Raw genomic sequence first — 16,554 nt, forward strand, 5'->3', positions numbered from 1 at the left:
GCAAGTTTATTGTTTTTTAGGTGACTTTCTCTTCTAACTTTTTTTCAATTGTTATGTAATCTATTTTTCCTGAAGGCAAAACAGGGATCTTGCTTCCTGGAAAAATCTGTTGAGGAATTAACAATTCAGAATAGCTTAATTCTTTAATTTTTTTGATAAAGGTAGTTTTATCTGCTTTCTCTGCTTCGCTAAATAATACAATCCGCTCCCCTTTTTTTTCACACTTTTTACTTACCGCTGCATGTAACAATTCGGGCCAAATAGATGCGGCAACACTTTCTACTGCAGTAAGAGAAATCATTTCACCAGCAATTTTAGCAAAACGTTTCGCTCTGCCAGCTATTGTAATAAATCGTTCCTCATCCATCGTTACAATATCACCAGTGTCATGCCAGCCACTTTCTGTGATAAGAATGACTCCTGGCTTCTCTGAAGATAGGTACCCCATCATGATATTAGGGCCACGTAGTATTAATCGCCCTCCTTGAGCAATTCCATCGACCACCTGAATTTTACTTTCCATTCCTGGGAGTAACATCCCTACACTGTCAGGTTTAGAAGCTAAAGGACAATTCATAGAAATCACTGGAGCGGCTTCTGTTGCACCATACCCCTCATAAATTTTTACTCCAAAAGCATCTATCCAATGGCGCATTGTCTCTGGTTTAACCTTCTCAGCTCCAGCAAAAATATAACGGACACTACTAAAATCATGCCTTTCTGCCGTACGAGAATAACCTGTTAAAAAAGTATCCGTACTCAACATGATGGTAGCTCCAGTTTGATAAACTAATCCTGGAATTATTTTATAATGTAAAGGTGACGGATAAAAAAAGCAGCTAATTCCTTGTATTAACGGCAGAATAGCGCCTGTAGTCAGACCAAAACAATGAAAAATAGGTAAAGCATCAAAAAACTTATCCCGATAAGAAAAATCAACCCTTGAGGTCAACTGACAGCAATTAGCCAATAAATTAGCATGAGATAAAACCACTCCCTTAGAAACACCCTCTGAACCAGAGGTAAATAAAATCACACCAGGCTCATTCGGGGAAACTTCTTCACCAATTAATTGATAGGCCCAGCAAGGAAATTTTCCCTTAATCAGCCCTGAAAGTTTATGGCTTAATTTAATGGAAGATTTAAAATCCTCTAAAAAATAAATAACTATTCCTTCTTTCTGTAAATTTTCGACTAATTCTTCTAACTTTGCTGTAGCAATGAATTGTCTTGACGTATAAATCGTTTTTATTTGTGCGGCTGTACACGTAGAAATTAAATTATAAAAACCGAGACTAAAGTTAAGCATCCCAGGAATACGTCGATATGCATGAAGCGCAAAAAAAGTGACCATCCCTGCAATTGTTGAAGGCAGCATTATCCCCACATGCTCACCTACTTGTGTCTGATTTTTAATCTGACGTCCCAAAATAAAACAACGAGCCAGAAATTGCTTAAACGTTATAGGTGTACGATTAGCGTCCTCAATTTTTGCTTTATTCTTAGTGCCTAGTGCTGCTCCATGAATTAGAGCTTTGAATAAAGGCATGGGTTGGAAACTATTTGCAAATGTGAGCTCGCTAATCAAATGAAATAAACGAATACTCATTGTATTTCTATCAACAGAATTACTTTTTTCTTCCACATAGGATAAGGAAGGCAACACATGCAAAATTATTTTAGGGCACAAACGTATAAGATGTTTGTCCTTACTTATAGAAAAAATAGTGTATTGAGCGCCATCAATCCGAATCGGAATCACTGATGCACCTGCTTTTTGCAATACGAGTCCGGGGCTATCAAAAACCTTTAAACTCTCTTCGTCTGATTTCACTCCCTGCGGGAAAATAACACAACGCCTTCCCTCTCGTATTGCTTTTATTAAAGCTCTAGCGGCAAGAGCATTTGTTGCGTCGATTGCAATCACATCCGCAAAAAGCAACATCATTTTCCACCAGATTTTACTGGAAGTATGTGGCGATAAAGCAACAGTTAAACGTTCAGGTAAAAAAGCAGCTAGTAAAAGTAAATCAATTTTTGAAGTTCTATTGGCAATAATAACGGAGTTAGGATCAGGTTGATAATTTCCCCGCAACTCCACTTTAAACCAATATTGTAAAATTGCTTTTATCCAATCGCGAACTCGTTGTTTTTGTCTTTCCTTCCACGTAACATGTTCCATGATCTTATTTCCCATGTGAAATTCGCTTTTGGTTATCCCTAGTTAAAATTGCGGCGTATATAATAGAAATTGTAGAATTCTAATTATCTGGTTTAGCTCTTTTGATGTTATGCCATCAAATTTTTAAATTCTAAATTGTACTTCCAACACTCAAAGAAGAGGCTAACTGATTAAGCAAAGGATGATCAGTAGCAAAAATTATATCATCCAAAGAACTGGCTAAACGAATCCCTTGTAAAGAATTAACCAGAAAAACCACCTCAGCATCTTTTAACATAGATTTTGTCAACGAAGCCTCTATACAATTAATATTGAGTTGTTTGGAAAGTTTGAAAATTCGTGCCCGAGTAATACCAGGAAGAACTCCATCAGTTATGGGAGGCGTCAGCAAACATTGTTTTTGAATCATAAATAAGTTAGCACTTGTAGTTTCAGTAACATGGTTCTGTAAATTAAAAAACAAAGCATCATCTGCACCCAAAGCAATTGCATAACGACGAGCAAGTATCGCTTCTAGATAATTGACTGATTTCACTTGAAACACAGGATTAGCAGCATCCCGCAACCAAGGAACACTAACTAGTTTTAGGGGATAGGTTTCCACTGTATAATTAAAGGTTTGTAGCACCAATTGACTAATCTGTCCACGCACTGCTAACCCCCGAGGCGCAGATCCACCACTTAAAATTGCTTTTATACCACCATGGTATAAATTATCACTTTTTATTTTATGAAGCAGGTGCTCCAGCCAATGTTCAAAAGTGAGATCAAACGGGATGCCCAACTTTTCAGCGGATTCACTCAATCGTTGCCAATGTAAAAATGCAAAGCACGGCTTTCCACTCTCTACTTTAAGAGTTTCGAATAAGCCCTCTCCCAAAAAGATGCGATCATCTGTTGGAAAGGCAAGGTTGTTTTCCCCTCCGTCAGAGAGTACTCGTGTTCGTATCATTAACGTACTTAAAAAGAATTTACTCGTTACATTGACTATTTATCTTAAATTAAATTAATAGTCACCAAAATCATCCAGTTCATCACGCAAGCGCTTTTCATCTAACATATTTTCCAAACGTCTACGCGCATCCAAACCTTGAGGAACCGTTTCAATAACATCAGTATCTATATCTAAATCATTATCTAAATCGAAATCCTCACCAACCTCTACAACGCTATCTTCATCTTCTTCAAACAAATCACTCATACCCTTTCTCTCAATGAACTCTACTACAAGCGACAATATATCCAAACATTGGATAATAAAAACTAGGACGGCTATATACCTTATTTTTTTATTTTTGCCTAGCCCTTTTAAAAAACTTTAGCAAATCATTTAGATATTTGAGGGTGACAAATTTCTAAGAATATTTCAAGACCTTGAAGTTTAGATATAAAAAAACGATAATTTCAAATAAAATTGATATAAATAACCTAACTTTTCTTAAGTGAAACAAAACTCTAATACAAGTATGACCAATTCAGTCAAAAAAGCTTTAAGAGACACGATGAAACAAATACGCTCCAAGCTCACGGCATCGTATCGTCTTACCGCTTCAAATCAAATTTGCACGCGAATTCGCTCTTTGGAACAGTACAGGGATGCTCAAAAAATTGCATTCTATTCTGCAGCACACGGAGAAATCGACTTAGATGAGCTATGGAAAAGCGCATGTTTACAAGGCAAACTCTGTTATTTTCCTGTCATTAATGAAGATAATCTAACCCTTTCTTTTTTACCTGCAACACCCGATACAATTTTCAAAAAGAATCGCTATGGAATTGATGAGCCCGATGTGAGTCACTCTTTAGCCATCCCAATGGAAGAAATAAATTTGGCTTTAGTCCCTATAGTTGCGTTTGATGTCCGTTGCATTCGTATAGGAATGGGTGCTGGTTACTATGATCGTACTTTTAAAAACAATGAAGATTGCCTCCTGTTTGGTGTCGCTTACCAATTTCAACGGGTTGATTATATTGATCCTGAGCCTTGGGATATTCCACTTAATGCAGTAATCACCCAACGTGCTATTTATTGGCATGGGGGGTAACCTTAATGTTTGCTATTAGAACAAAACTCAGTTATTAGGTTAAAGCATCTGCATTTATTTCCCCAGTACGTACCCGTACTACTTGTTGCAATTCATATACAAAAATTTTTCCATCCCCAATCTTACCGGTATAAGCAGACTTACAAATGGCTTCAATTGCAGCCTCTACCATATCATCAGGTAAAGCCAATTCAATTTTAATCTTGGGAAGAAAATCAACAACATATTCTGCTCCACGATATAATTCTGTATGCCCTTTTTGTCTTCCAAAACCACGAGTTTCAGAAATGGTTATTCCTGGGACCCCAATTTCCATTAACGCCTCATGAACATCATCGAGTTTAAAAGGCTTAATTATTGCCATAATCATTTTCATAATATATTCCACCGTGATATATGATGTCTCATCAAAAAACCCCCATTTTAGGAGAGACAAGGTATTATACTTTTGTTAGACTCATTGCAAAAACCATGGAGTAATCATGTTCGACCCCAAACAATTTGATGACTTAGCAAAAAGACTCTTTGCTGCACTACCGCCCAGTCTACAAAATATTGAAAAAGACATTCAAGAAAAATTTAAAGAAGTTTTACAATCGGCATTTGCTCACATGGATCTTATCACTCGCGAAGAATTTGATGTACAAACCAAAGTCTTGGCGCGAACACGAGAAAAACTAGATCAGCTTCAAAAACAAGTTAATATTTTAATGGTTCAACTCAATAAAGAAAAAAAATAGGCTCCATTTAAATTAATGGGAGCCTGACATAAAAGGCCAGGGAAACCCTTTTATGCCGTTAACAAACTTTATCCTATACAACGTACCGCAATTATATAGGATCGAATTCTAAGTAAAAAAGCTCGATATGAACTTCATTTGATTTTTATATCGAACTGACTAAATTACAACGACAATAGGAAGTTTTGTCGTTTGACTTGTCCAACATCGAATAGGGAATAAGATGAATCTTGCATTTACCAAAGCACGTAGCACCATAGGGATGTTAGCACATCCCGTCTCCGTAGAAGTCCATTTATCAAATGGTTTGCCCGGATTTACCATAGTAGGCCTCGCCGAAACTGCTGTAAAAGAAAGTAAGGATAGAGTCCGCTCTGCTATCGTCAATAGCCAATTCGAATTCCCTTGTCGTAAAATTACAGTAAATCTTGGTCCTGCTGATTTACCTAAAACAGGAAGCGGCTTCGATTTACCGATAGCTCTTGGTATTCTTGCTGCCTCTCACCAAATTCCCCAAGATAAATTAAGCCATCATGAGTTCATTGCTGAACTCGCTTTAAATGGAGAACTTAGGGGTATTTCTTCCATTATTCCTGCGATCCTTGCGGTGCATAAAGACAAAAATTTACTCATTATTGCTAAAGCCAATGCCTATGAGGCTTCTTTAACTGGATATCAAAATATTTATAGCGCAAATAATTTGCGCGAAATCTGCAGCTATCTTTGTCAAAACACCCCTTTGTCATCCCTCCCCCCAAAACCAGAAGCCTGCACTACACAGTATGGATTCGATTGGTCTGACATCAAGGGACAGTTGCATGCAAAAAAAGCGATGGAAATCGCTGCTTGTGGAGGACACAATATTCTGCTTAGTGGTGCTCCTGGAAGTGGCAAGACCATGTTAGCAAAAAGGTTTATTACTTTATTGCCCCAATTATCTGAAACAGAAGCGCTCGAGTGTGTAGCTGTCAATTCCCTGCGTGGTAAGTTACCTGATTTTCGTGAATGGCGTTCCCCTCCTTTTCGTGCCCCTCATCATACAGCGTCAACAGTATCCTTAGTTGGTGGCGGAAACCCACCTAAACCAGGAGAAATTTCTTTAGCACATCAAGGAGTCTTATTTCTGGATGAATTACCTGAATTCAAACGCCAAGTTTTAGAAACCTTGAGGCAACCCCTGGAGTCGGGTTCAATATGTATTTCTCGGGCTGCAGTTCAGATGGAATTTCCAGCTAAATTTCAGCTTATTGCAGCAATGAATCCTTGCCCATGTGGTCAATTAGGCAATCCATATGCGAACTGCCTATGTACCCCTGATCGCATTAAAAGTTATCATGCCAAGATATCAGCACCCCTGATGGATAGAATTGACATGCATATTTGTGTACAAGCACTATCCCAGGAAGAATTAGTTGCTCCCAATGATAGTCCTCATCAACAAAGTGAATTAATTAGAGAGAAAGTAATCAAAATAAGATCAAGACAATTGGAGCGGCAAAATTGCCTTAATGCCTTTTTAAGTGCAAGAGAGTGTGAGGAAGTTTGTAGGACAGGAATCGAGGAACAGCATTTTTTAACTCAATTTATGACGCGAATGCAACTGTCTGCACGAGGATATCATCGTCTACTTAAAGTAGCACGAACGATAGCAGATATAGATAACAGCCCTAATGTATGCCTCCATCACTTACAACAAGCCGTATCGTTTAAGCATAATCTACATATTAAATGAGTTGAATAAGTAAAATGCTTAGCCGTGATTTAGTATTGGGCAGGTACAGTTATGTCATGCTCCCGTCACTAAATATAAATCCAGTTTTAATAGGCGCATTACAAAACAAATCGTAGGAATAATCAGTCCAAATGCCAGGATAATAACAATTACTGGCATAAAATGATTATTTCCTCCATTCATTTGGATTTTATTATTTCCATAGATTTTTTTTCTTTTTCCTAAAAGATAAATTAAAAATAATAACCCATAAAAATAGCTCGAAAAAATACCTATCCGCCCCCAAAAATTAGGCATATCTTCCATTTTGACATAATCCATAGGGAAATTAACTAAAAAAAAGCATAAAAACCAAACATACATCATTTTAGTATCTTTATCATTGAAAGCAACAAACCAGGTTAAAATTAGAGGTAAAATTAATAGAGAAAAATAATAAACCCAGCCCAATGGGCTCAAAAACAACATCATTGCCAAAGTAAGGCAAAAAGGTTGATGATTTACCGGATCCCGCTCTTTTGGACCAAGTGTTTTTAAATACCAAATAATTAAGATACAAAAACAAAACAAATAAAGAAACTTGACGAACAATAAATGATTTTCACTACCTGTATAATTCAATAAACGACAAATAAAGCCATAAATCGAAGCATTCCAACCTGCACCATACCAAAAAACCCAGGACATCATAGTGTAATATTGTTTATAAATTGTTACCCCATAAACCAACATGGGAATTAACCATGCGATTGCCAGGGTAATAATCATCACACCTAGCACCTTAAATCGTTTTTGTTTTAAGACATAAAAAAATAGCAATGCAGGAAATAGTTTCATCGCAATAATGCTGCCCCAGAAAATTCCCGCCAAGTAATCTCGATGATGCAAATAAAAATAATACCCCACCATGATGAAAAAAAATAACAAGGTCCCTAATTGCAATGTAGTAACATTCAACAAGGTGGCAAAAAATGCAAAGTAAAGTAGAGATACATTCAAATAATTGTTCCGCAAAAATACCGTAGAGAAAGCATAATGAAAAACAATGACTGCACCGAGAATTCCTAGTATTAAAGAAATAACAGTCCAAACTAATAAAGCAGTAGAATAACCAAGGCTAGTTAATGGTTTAAAAAGCCACAAAACTATAGGTGGATTTAAATTAGCAGATAATTGATTGTTTTTAGGTAGAAAAGAGGCAGTTAATGCTGTATAGGGATTCCCGCCTTGTGATAATGCATTGGCTGTTGAATAAAAAGAAGAAAAATCTAATTTTTGATGATGGGTTAAAATAAAAAACAGCAGTATGCAGTAAATACTTAGCAAGGCTATGCTAAAACATACTTGTTGATAACGAAAGCTCATCATCCATATCTTCCTAATAAAAAATTACATCCTGTGAATGCATATGATTGAACTATGCAATCAAAGCATCAAAAATTGCCATTCGTACAAACACTCCATTGGTAACCTGTTGCAAAATAAAGGAGCTTGCGCCATCAGCTACTTCACTGTCTATTTCTATACCACGATTTATAGGGCCCGGATGCATCACCATCACATCAGGTTTCGCATAATCCAACCGGTCTTTTGTTAACGCAAAATTCCGCCTAAAAGAATCTAAATCCAAATGCTCCGATTCCAATAGACGTTCACGTTGTACACGTAAACAAATCACTACATCTGCATCAGTTAAGCCATCGCGCAGGCTCGATGTCACTCGACCATAATGCAATGTCCTAGGCTGCCAAAGTTCTGGGGCAACTAAAACAAGTTCACCAACACCCAATTGCGCGCAAATACATTGAAAGGAATTTGCTACTCGTGAATGCTTTATATTTCCTAAAATTGCTATTTTTATTTGATCTAATCGCGGTTTTTGTTCAATGATTGTCATCATATCAAGCAAAGCCTGGCTTGGATGTGCATGCGTTCCATCACCCGCATTAATGATATGAATCAAATTGCCGATTTTATCTGCCAAACTTTGTTGCAATCCTTCTTGCTCATGACGAATCACAAAAAATTGGATACCCATCGCTGCAAGTGTACGCACGGTATCTTCAATGGCCTCCCCTTTAGATTCAGAAGAACTTTGAAGATCCAGGTTAACAACAGGCATTGATAAACGATTAGCAGCCAACTCAAAACTTACTCGGGTTCGAGTACTGTTTTCATAAAATAAATGAGCAACCGTGTCGCTACTATAGCAAGGATAATTATTATTACGCTTAAAATAAATAGAACGTTGCAGAATGGATTCAATTTGTTGTCGTGATAATTGACTAATTTCTAGGAAATGATTCATAAAACCCTAAGCTGTTCTTTAGAATGCATCATCGCAAGATTAAACGAATGCAAAGCAATTTCAATTTTCCCTACGTCCAATCTTACTCAGGATACATCCCTGGAAGTTATTCCGGATGTTGTAACCATTGTTCAAGTATAACACAAGCCGCTACACTATCCACCTCAGATTGCTTGATTTTACGATATCCCCCTTGCGCAAACAATTGCTCTCTAGCCGCTACCGTTGAAAGCCGCTCATCAACCAAGTGAACAGGGAGGACAAAACGCTTATGTAATTCTTGAGCAAATCGACGAGCAGGAACAGTTGTATATAGTTCACTACCATCAATACATGTTGGTATACCAACAACTAACGCTTGAGGGCTCCACTGGGCAATAACTTTCGCTACAGCATCCCAATTGGGTACACCTGAGCGAGCACTAAGGGTTGCTAAAGGCGAGGCACTGCAAGTGAGTTGCTGACCTACAGCCACGCCTATACGTTTATAACCAAAATCAAAACCTAAATAAACAGAACTAGGCATGGCCAATATTTGAACTAAGTTGATTCATTTTGACTCCTAAAGTTGATCCTGCATATTCCCAACGATCTTCAAAGGGTATCTCATACAGAATCTCTGAGCGATAAGGACAAACCAACCAAGTATTCTCGAGAATTTCTTTTTCCAATTGATGTTCTACCCATCCAGCATAACCTAAGGTAATTAAAACTTCTTTGGGACCCTTGTCTTCAGCAATGGCACGAATGATATCATTTGATGTCGTTACCGTCACTTCTTCTTGCAGAAATAAACTGGATCGCCAAGTACCAAGCTGTTTATGAATGACAAACCCCCTTTCTGGCTGTACTGGGCCACCAAACATTAACGGTAAACAACTTTGTTCTGAATGTATAGGCTCAATATGTAACTGCTCAAAAACTATAGACAAAGGAAACTGCATGGGTCGATTAATAATGAGACCAACTGAACCTTGTTCATGATGCTCGCAAATATAGATTACTGTTCTTTCAAAGTTTGGATCATTGAGAGACGGCATAGCAATCAGCAAGTGATTCGCTAAGGAGCTTATAATTGCCATGGACCCTCCCGAAAAAGTAATTTTTACTTATCTGTCTCTTACTTTAAGTATATACTATAAACAGATTTGATTGCTTTTAATTCATAATTTTTAAAAAATGAACTTCACGTTAGATAGAGCACGTTTAGAAAAAAAGTCCTTGAACTTAAGTTCAACAGTTTTGTTCCTGTAAAAGTTTGGGTATACTTCACAAAAATTTGCTTAAGAGACTCGATATCATGAGCAGCATATTTAATATGTTTGGTCCTTCACCAATAAGGCCTATAGAACAGCACATGCGTAAAGTACACCAATGCGCGAAACAACTCTACCCTTTTTTTGAAGCCGTTTTAAAAAAAGATTGGACAACAGCGAATAAAATTAAAGAAAAAATTCTTGATTTCGAAAAAGAAGCTGATTTAATTAAGCGTGATTTACGTCTTCATTTGCCTACTGGGCTTTTCCTACCCGTTTCACGAACGGATCTGCTTGAGCTTCTCAGTGCCCAAGATCTCATCGCCAATAAAGCTGAGGATATCGCAATATTAATCACTAGCAGGAAAATGACCATCCCTGAATCCTTAGTTCCTGATTTCATGCCTTTTTTAAACCGCTGTCTTGATGCATCCAAGCAAGCATGTAAAGCAATTAATGAATTAGATGAATTATTAGAAACAGGTTTTAGAGGTTCTGAAGTCAAAATAGTTGAAGAAATGATTATGAAACTCTATGAAATCGAACATGATAGCGATGCACGCCTTGCGGATCTAAGGCATCGTATCTTTGAAATTGAAAAAGATTTATCTGCCATTGATACAATATTTCTCTACAAATTGGTCCAGTGGATTGATGATTTAGCTGATGATGCCCAACATGTAGGCAGTCGTCTCCAGATTTTAATTGCCCGGTAGTCAAACTCTATGGATTATTCAATCATATATCTTCTTGCAGCAATTGTTTTATGTTTTCTAATGACTTGGGGCGTTGGTGCCAATGACTTGGCAAATGTCATGAGTACAACTATGGGATCTAAAGCAGTTACTGTCAGACAAGCCATGTTAATCGCTATTATTTTTGAATTTGCCGGTGCTTTCTTAGGAGGAACAGGTGTCACAGAAACAATGCGCGATGGGATTATAAACTCTAGCGAATTATCTGGGGAACCACTAATCCTTATTGAAGGGATGCTTGGTGTTTTATTAGCCTGTACCATCTGGATGAATCTTGCAAGCTATCTTGGCTTTCCTGTTTCCATTACCAATGCCTTAGTAGGCTCAATGGTAGGTTTTGGGACCATAGTATTAGGACCTCAAGCAATTCATTGGAACCAAGTTAGCCGCATTGCCATCAGTTGGATTACGTCGCCAATGATTTCAGGTGTTACTGCATTTATGTTATTTACGAGTATTCAGCAAACCATCTTTGTCAAAAGCAACCCGCTCACCAAAGCAAAATTATATATTCCCATTTATCTTTTTCTTATTGGTTCTATTTTGTCATTTATTACTGTATTTAAAGGACTGAATCACTTTCACATCCACCTTAATTTTAAACAAAATTTGGCGGTTACCTTGGCAACCAGTATCCTCATTACTGGTATTGGTATCATCATCATCAAGCGAATTCCTGAGCATCATCGGATAAGACGTAGAGAACGTTTTATACAAGTCGAAAAATATTTTGCGGTACTTATGGCAATGACGGCTTGCGCTATGGCATTTGCGCATGGTTCAAATGATGTTGCACTCGCCGTGGGGCCACTTTCAATAATCCACAGCCTGGTAATGAACTCACCTCATGTTTTTAATGCTAATATTTATCCCGCCTGGATTATATTATTGGGTTGTGTCGGGGTGGTTACGGGCCTTCTTATGTATGGTAGAAAAGTTATTGAAACAGTAGGAAGCGGAATAACCGCGCTCACACCTAGTCGAGCATTTGCTGCAACGCTTTCTGCAGCAACAACGGTTGTAGTGGCTACGAGTACTGGAATTCCGGTGTCAGCGACACAAACTTTAGTTGGCGCTGTCCTTGGAGTAGGATTAGCGCGAGGTATTGGTGCTTTGAATTTAATTGTAATTCGGAATATTTTTATGTCCTGGGTATTGACCTTACCTGCCGCTTCAATTTTAACAATTTTATCTTATAAGTTATTACATGCATTCCTTGGATAAATACCCAAGCAATAAAGATATAGTAAAACGGATAAAGAGCAACCTAACGGATTAGGTTTGCATATATAGAAATCTTTTCACCCAGAAAATGAAATCTTTTGATAACTCATTGAAAATCCAGATTAAAACCAACTTTGCATTCAAGATAGATAAAAAATTTATCGAAAGCACAGCATGGATGGCTGTGCATTTCGAGTGATTTTCGGTTAGTAATGTAGAAGATTCAGACGAAAATAGATGGTTTATCTTAATGAGTACCTTCGCATAGGGAATTGTAGACGATTAAAATTCTTCCCAAATTTCACCTTTTTCATCTTTATAATCTTTATTATCACGCATCAAAAAAATACGCTTATGTTTATTAATTTCTTTTATTTGTGATGCTGATTTAGAATGAGTTGCATCAAATTCAAATAAAAATTTATCATAAGGACTAACATAAGCTTTATCTATATCATTTGAGTTCATAACAAATCCAGAGTAACTTTAATTTTATTAAGGTATTTTATAGCTTTTTTATCTAAGTTACCATTACCCTATAAAAAGCAATTTAAGTTTTGTTGCAAGCTAAAGACATCAACCCTATGTTTGCTTTGAATTTATTATACACTATAGCTGTGGTTATTGAGTTCAAAAAAATATTCGCAAAATTTACCTCTCAATTTGTTCTGCTTGCATACCATCAACTTAATTGCTTTTTTAGGATTCCCCATTTTAAAGATAAAGAGGCAACAACATGAGTTTAAAAAAAGCAGAGTTACATGTTCATTTAGAAGGCACTATTACTCCTGAATTAGCTGCTAAGCTTGCGAGAAGAAATCAATTAATTTTGCCCGAAGGACTTGTCGCTCCTGATGGGAAAAGCTATTTATCAAAGGATTTTCTCGACTTTTTAAAAGTGTACGATACCTTAGCTGCGGTAATAAAACAGCCTCAAGATTATTATGATATTACTTTTGATTATTTAAGAGCCCGTGCCCAAGAGGATGCTATCTATGTTGAAATGATGTACTCTCCTGACCATGCTGAACTTTCCAGCAAAATACCTTCTGCAGAGCACTTAGCAGCAATTCAACAAGCAATTGACGATGCTAAAGAACAATTCAATATTGTAGGACGAATTATTGTTACTGCAGTTCGTCATTTTGGTGTAGAAGCTGTAGAACGTGTTGCACAACAGACGCATAAAGATAAATTTCCATGTGTTACTGGTTTTGGTTTAGGAGGTGATGAAGCAAAATTTCCACCCAAATTATTCACAAAGGCCTATCAAATTGCAGCTGACGCTGGATTGCAGTGTACTGTACATGCGGGTGAATTTGCTTCCGCAGCTGGAATGGATGAAGCTATGGATTATCTCCCCATTCAACGCATAGGGCATGGAGTTAATTCAATCTATTCACCAAACACTATGGCAAGGGTAAAGGATAAAGGAATTGCTTTAGAAATCTGTCCCAGCAGCAATATCTTTCTTGGTCTTTTTAAAAATATGAGTGAGCATCCTTTTCCTAAATTTTATGAGGCAGGAATTAAGATCAGCATCAGTTCAGATGATCCACCGTTCATGAGCACATCGCTAGGCCACGAATATAGCCGTGTACAAAATTCTTATAATTATGATGATCAAACAATGAATTCAATTACACGATTGGCAATTGAAGCTGCTTTTGTTGATTCCCAAACAAAATCAGAGTTAATTGCAAGAATTTAAGTAAATACAAGTTCGATATAAAAATAGTACCATTTTTATATCGAACCACTTTTATTTAGATCGAATTAATCCCGATGTAACTCACCCATAAGCTGTTCTATATATCGCCTGCAAGTAAGTGGGTGATGTAGAAAGTTAATAATGCGGCGAGTTCCGCCTGTACCGGTAATACAAACCAAACCGTAACTTAAAATACTCCCCAGGATAGATTGACGTATATCAATTGCTTCTATCTTACTTAATGGGATATCAATAGTTTGCCGGACTATAACTCCTGTACGAATAATGACATGATTCTTTTTAATCGTAAGAGATGAAAAATAATAAGTCATCCACGTCATACCAGTCCATAGTAAAGCCAAAGCAGCTGCACCATACCCTACTTTTTCTAATAGAGCGAGATCAGTATTATGGACAATTGCTAAAGCAACACATAAGCTGAGTACAGGCCAAAAAAATATAATCCAATGCATTCGGGTAAAAAAGATAATATCCTTAGGATTGTTATTATTCTGCTTTTCAAACATTAGTTTCCACCTATGGTCCTGAGTGTTTTGCTAAAAATTATGATATTCCATTTAGCATGAATTTGCTATTCTATAGTTATCTAATTAAAATTTCTAAATTTAAAATGCGTTCTATCAGCCATTGCCTTAACAAACAACTTGCAGAAATTTGTCAACGCTCTTTTCAGCTAGAAGAACTTTCTCGTAAAGTAAAACAATTACTTCCAGAAAATTTAGTTAAAGAATGTTATGTAGGGAGCTTTAATAAAGGTTGCTTAATACTCACCACTACCAATGCTGTATGGGCAACACAACTGCGTTATATTCTTCCAGAGCTCCGTGATCGTCTGCGTAAGGAGGCTGGCCTATACCAACTGTCATCAATTAAAGTCACCGTCAATACACCAAGTTTCCAACAAGAAGAACATATTCAACTTCATAAAAATGCATTATCAGAGAGAGCTAAAGCTACCATTGTTCATGAAAGTCAACAGTGTACATATGAACCATTACAAAAAGCATTATTACGCTTAGCAGATCATGAAGAAAAATAAATAAGTGATGATATAAGCATCTGTCCAGTGGAAAACGCTGGCTCTAGCATACTTATTATCAAGCCAGCTTTTCTTATCTGTGCAATATTTAATGCATCGCTATCTCTAGCTAGGCTTTATTCCGCCCAGGCTCTCTTCTACTTTAAGCTCGATATCCTGATTTTCTTTCTTAATACCCATTAGTTTTTGTTTGATATTTTCAAAACGACTGCGAGCTCCTTGTAGTTCGTTTGCCTGAACATCTTCCATTGCTTTTAAGAGCATAGTTTGTACTAACACATCGCATTTTGAATTGGGTTTCACCTTATCAGGATTTGCGTGACCAAAAATTTCCTTACTAGCGCTTTTTAGATCCTTGCAAGTCAGCTCCTGAGTATCAAAATATATTTTATCTATAAGTGAATGCATGTGCCTCACGGTCGTTTCTACCCATTTTATTTCGGGTTTGTAATCATGCAATCTCGCCTCATCAATACGAATGCAAAGGTCGTCTACCACATGGTTAAGAAGATTCATGACCTCAAAATGTTGATTCGGATCTAATTTGTTGATACTTGCTTTTAAATTAAATAGATCGGAATGTTCAGTAAGAACTTTTAATGTTATTGCATAAGGATGGCAAGCATGAGTTCCAGGGAGTTCAACAATTTCAGCAAATTTCTCCAAATCTTCTTTGCTATTAATGTCAAAAGCCAATAATTGCGGATTATTTTGTTTTTTGACATCATGAACTTGTTTTAATTGATCATCAAACAGTATGCCTATAGCATTCTCATGCTCGTTGCTTTCGTTTTGATATTGGGTAAGAAGCTCTTGCATCTTTGCACCTTTAAGCCCAGCTGGGGCTCTGGCAATTTGTTTAATCGTTATATTTTCTTCATGGACTAAACGTTGCAGTATGTCCATTGTGGGTAAGGTTCCTAGTTTGATATTTTTTAGGGCGGGCTCTACAATCTCAGGCCGTGCGGTGAGGATAATAATGTCATAGCCTTTCTCTTGAGCCCACTTCATGTACTCCTTTAATGAACTTCTAATATTGCTCTCAGTATTTCGCCACCCATATAAAGGATTTTTATCGATTTTTTCTACTAAAGTAGTTCCATCAATATCAATGGCAATAAATCCCAATTTAGAACTCATACTTACTCTCTCTTTAGCAAATAATTCGCTGCGTTAATTCATAGTAATTATATTTAATCAAATTGATCTACATTAATCCAATTGATTCAATTTATATGAGTTATAAATTTTTTAGATAACAAGGAATTTAATATGCCTTAAAATGTTATAAATTCGCATCCAAAAGCATAGGGAACTTTTGCTAAAAAGTGATAAATATCATATTGGGGATAATCATAAATTAATGTTACCTCGTCATATCATTTTTTATTTTAAAATAAAAAATATGAAAAGTACTATAAAATAAATAAATAATGGCTTAATGAAAATATTAAATAGTAAAATTATATGTAAGAACAAACTGCTGGAACTCCATAGCATTCTATAAAATGTAAAAGCATCCAATGGCTGATAGGGTTTTA

18 protein-coding genes are annotated in these 16,554 nt (G+C 36.7%); 7 read left to right on the top strand and 11 right to left on the bottom strand.

The features are described 5' to 3' along the window. Positions 1–16 precede the first annotated feature (16 nt). The 3 genes from EKG34_RS09510 to EKG34_RS09520 form a co-directional block, all read right to left on the bottom strand. The gene (locus EKG34_RS09510) at positions 17–2,182 is read right to left on the bottom strand and encodes an AMP-binding protein (RefSeq protein WP_003635250.1); all 2,166 of its coding nucleotides are present in this window, start codon (positions 2,180–2,182) and stop codon (positions 17–19) included. 130 nt (positions 2,183–2,312) lie between these two features. Then, entirely contained in the window at positions 2,313–3,134 is an 822-nt protein-coding gene (locus EKG34_RS09515) for an aminotransferase class IV (RefSeq protein WP_003635248.1), read from the bottom strand. A gap of 54 nt (positions 3,135–3,188) precedes the next feature. Continuing rightward, positions 3,189–3,383, bottom strand: coding sequence for a PA3496 family putative envelope integrity protein (locus tag EKG34_RS09520; protein WP_003635246.1), 195 nt, complete (start codon positions 3,381–3,383; stop codon positions 3,189–3,191). Positions 3,384–3,648: 265 nt separating this feature from the next. Here EKG34_RS09520 and EKG34_RS09525 point away from each other — a divergent pair, with 265 nt between their 5' ends. After that, positions 3,649–4,227 carry a 5-formyltetrahydrofolate cyclo-ligase gene (locus EKG34_RS09525; protein ID WP_003635244.1) on the top strand — a complete coding sequence of 193 codons (579 nt, stop codon included), beginning with the start codon at positions 3,649–3,651 and terminating at the stop codon, positions 4,225–4,227. 34 nt (positions 4,228–4,261) lie between these two features. On the opposite strand, the gene EKG34_RS09530 is transcribed toward EKG34_RS09525, so the two are convergent. Next, the gene (locus EKG34_RS09530; RefSeq protein WP_003635241.1) at positions 4,262–4,603 is read right to left on the bottom strand and encodes a P-II family nitrogen regulator; all 342 of its coding nucleotides are present in this window, start codon (positions 4,601–4,603) and stop codon (positions 4,262–4,264) included. Between the two features lie 106 nt (positions 4,604–4,709). Between EKG34_RS09530 and ubiK the strand changes: the two genes are divergently transcribed. Both ubiK and EKG34_RS09540 read left to right on the top strand, forming a co-directional pair. Further along, complete coding sequence (gene ubiK, locus EKG34_RS09535) at positions 4,710–4,967, top strand: ubiquinone biosynthesis accessory factor UbiK (protein WP_003635238.1); 258 nt, start codon at positions 4,710–4,712, stop codon at positions 4,965–4,967. A gap of 223 nt (positions 4,968–5,190) precedes the next feature. After that, entirely contained in the window at positions 5,191–6,699 is a 1,509-nt protein-coding gene (locus tag EKG34_RS09540) for a YifB family Mg chelatase-like AAA ATPase (RefSeq protein ID WP_003635237.1), read from the top strand. A gap of 54 nt (positions 6,700–6,753) precedes the next feature. Here the strand turns inward: EKG34_RS09540 and EKG34_RS09545 are convergent, their stop codons facing one another. From EKG34_RS09545 to EKG34_RS09560, 4 genes are all read right to left on the bottom strand, one after another. After that, positions 6,754–8,067, bottom strand: coding sequence for a glycosyltransferase family 87 protein (locus EKG34_RS09545; RefSeq protein WP_003635235.1), 1,314 nt, complete (start codon positions 8,065–8,067; stop codon positions 6,754–6,756). 49 nt (positions 8,068–8,116) lie between these two features. Then, the gene (locus EKG34_RS09550; RefSeq protein ID WP_003635233.1) at positions 8,117–9,007 is read right to left on the bottom strand and encodes an aspartate carbamoyltransferase catalytic subunit; all 891 of its coding nucleotides are present in this window, start codon (positions 9,005–9,007) and stop codon (positions 8,117–8,119) included. Between the two features lie 106 nt (positions 9,008–9,113). Continuing rightward, a complete protein-coding gene (gene ruvX / locus EKG34_RS09555; RefSeq protein ID WP_003635231.1) occupies positions 9,114–9,533 on the bottom strand; it encodes a Holliday junction resolvase RuvX in 420 nt (139 codons plus the stop codon). Then, positions 9,526–10,089, bottom strand: coding sequence for a YqgE/AlgH family protein (locus EKG34_RS09560; protein WP_003635227.1), 564 nt, complete (start codon positions 10,087–10,089; stop codon positions 9,526–9,528). Before EKG34_RS09560 ends, ruvX begins: the two co-directional genes overlap by 8 nt. A 218-nt stretch (positions 10,090–10,307) precedes the next feature. Here EKG34_RS09560 and EKG34_RS09565 point away from each other — a divergent pair, with 218 nt between their 5' ends. Together EKG34_RS09565 and EKG34_RS09570 are read left to right on the top strand one after the other, a co-directional pair. Next, complete coding sequence (locus EKG34_RS09565; RefSeq protein WP_003635225.1) at positions 10,308–10,979, top strand: TIGR00153 family protein; 672 nt, start codon at positions 10,308–10,310, stop codon at positions 10,977–10,979. 9 nt (positions 10,980–10,988) lie between these two features. Further along, the gene (locus EKG34_RS09570) at positions 10,989–12,242 is read left to right on the top strand and encodes an inorganic phosphate transporter (RefSeq protein WP_003635223.1); all 1,254 of its coding nucleotides are present in this window, start codon (positions 10,989–10,991) and stop codon (positions 12,240–12,242) included. Between the two features lie 282 nt (positions 12,243–12,524). On the opposite strand, the gene EKG34_RS09575 is transcribed toward EKG34_RS09570, so the two are convergent. Then, positions 12,525–12,710, bottom strand: a complete 186-nt coding sequence (locus tag EKG34_RS09575) for a CBU_0585 family protein (RefSeq protein WP_003635222.1) — start codon at positions 12,708–12,710, stop codon at positions 12,525–12,527. Between the two features lie 268 nt (positions 12,711–12,978). Here EKG34_RS09575 and EKG34_RS09580 point away from each other — a divergent pair, with 268 nt between their 5' ends. Beyond that, positions 12,979–13,953, top strand: a complete 975-nt coding sequence (locus tag EKG34_RS09580; protein ID WP_003635219.1) for an adenosine deaminase — start codon at positions 12,979–12,981, stop codon at positions 13,951–13,953. A 65-nt stretch (positions 13,954–14,018) separates the two neighbouring features. Here the strand turns inward: EKG34_RS09580 and EKG34_RS09585 are convergent, their stop codons facing one another. Continuing rightward, positions 14,019–14,480, bottom strand: coding sequence for a PH domain-containing protein (locus tag EKG34_RS09585; RefSeq protein WP_003635217.1), 462 nt, complete (start codon positions 14,478–14,480; stop codon positions 14,019–14,021). Between the two features lie 104 nt (positions 14,481–14,584). Here EKG34_RS09585 and EKG34_RS09590 point away from each other — a divergent pair, with 104 nt between their 5' ends. Continuing rightward, positions 14,585–15,013: a DUF721 domain-containing protein gene (locus EKG34_RS09590; protein WP_003635214.1), complete on the top strand. Its 429-nt coding sequence runs from the start codon at positions 14,585–14,587 to the stop codon at positions 15,011–15,013. A gap of 105 nt (positions 15,014–15,118) precedes the next feature. On the opposite strand, the gene EKG34_RS09595 is transcribed toward EKG34_RS09590, so the two are convergent. Next, on the bottom strand, positions 15,119–16,153 hold the full coding sequence (locus tag EKG34_RS09595) for an HAD family hydrolase (protein ID WP_003635212.1): 1,035 nt from the start codon (positions 16,151–16,153) through the stop codon (positions 15,119–15,121). Positions 16,154–16,554 lie beyond the last annotated feature (401 nt).

Origin of the sequence: Legionella longbeachae, from assembly GCF_004283175.1 — a bacterium.
GTDB classification, from domain to species: domain Bacteria; phylum Pseudomonadota; class Gammaproteobacteria; order Legionellales; family Legionellaceae; genus Legionella; species Legionella longbeachae.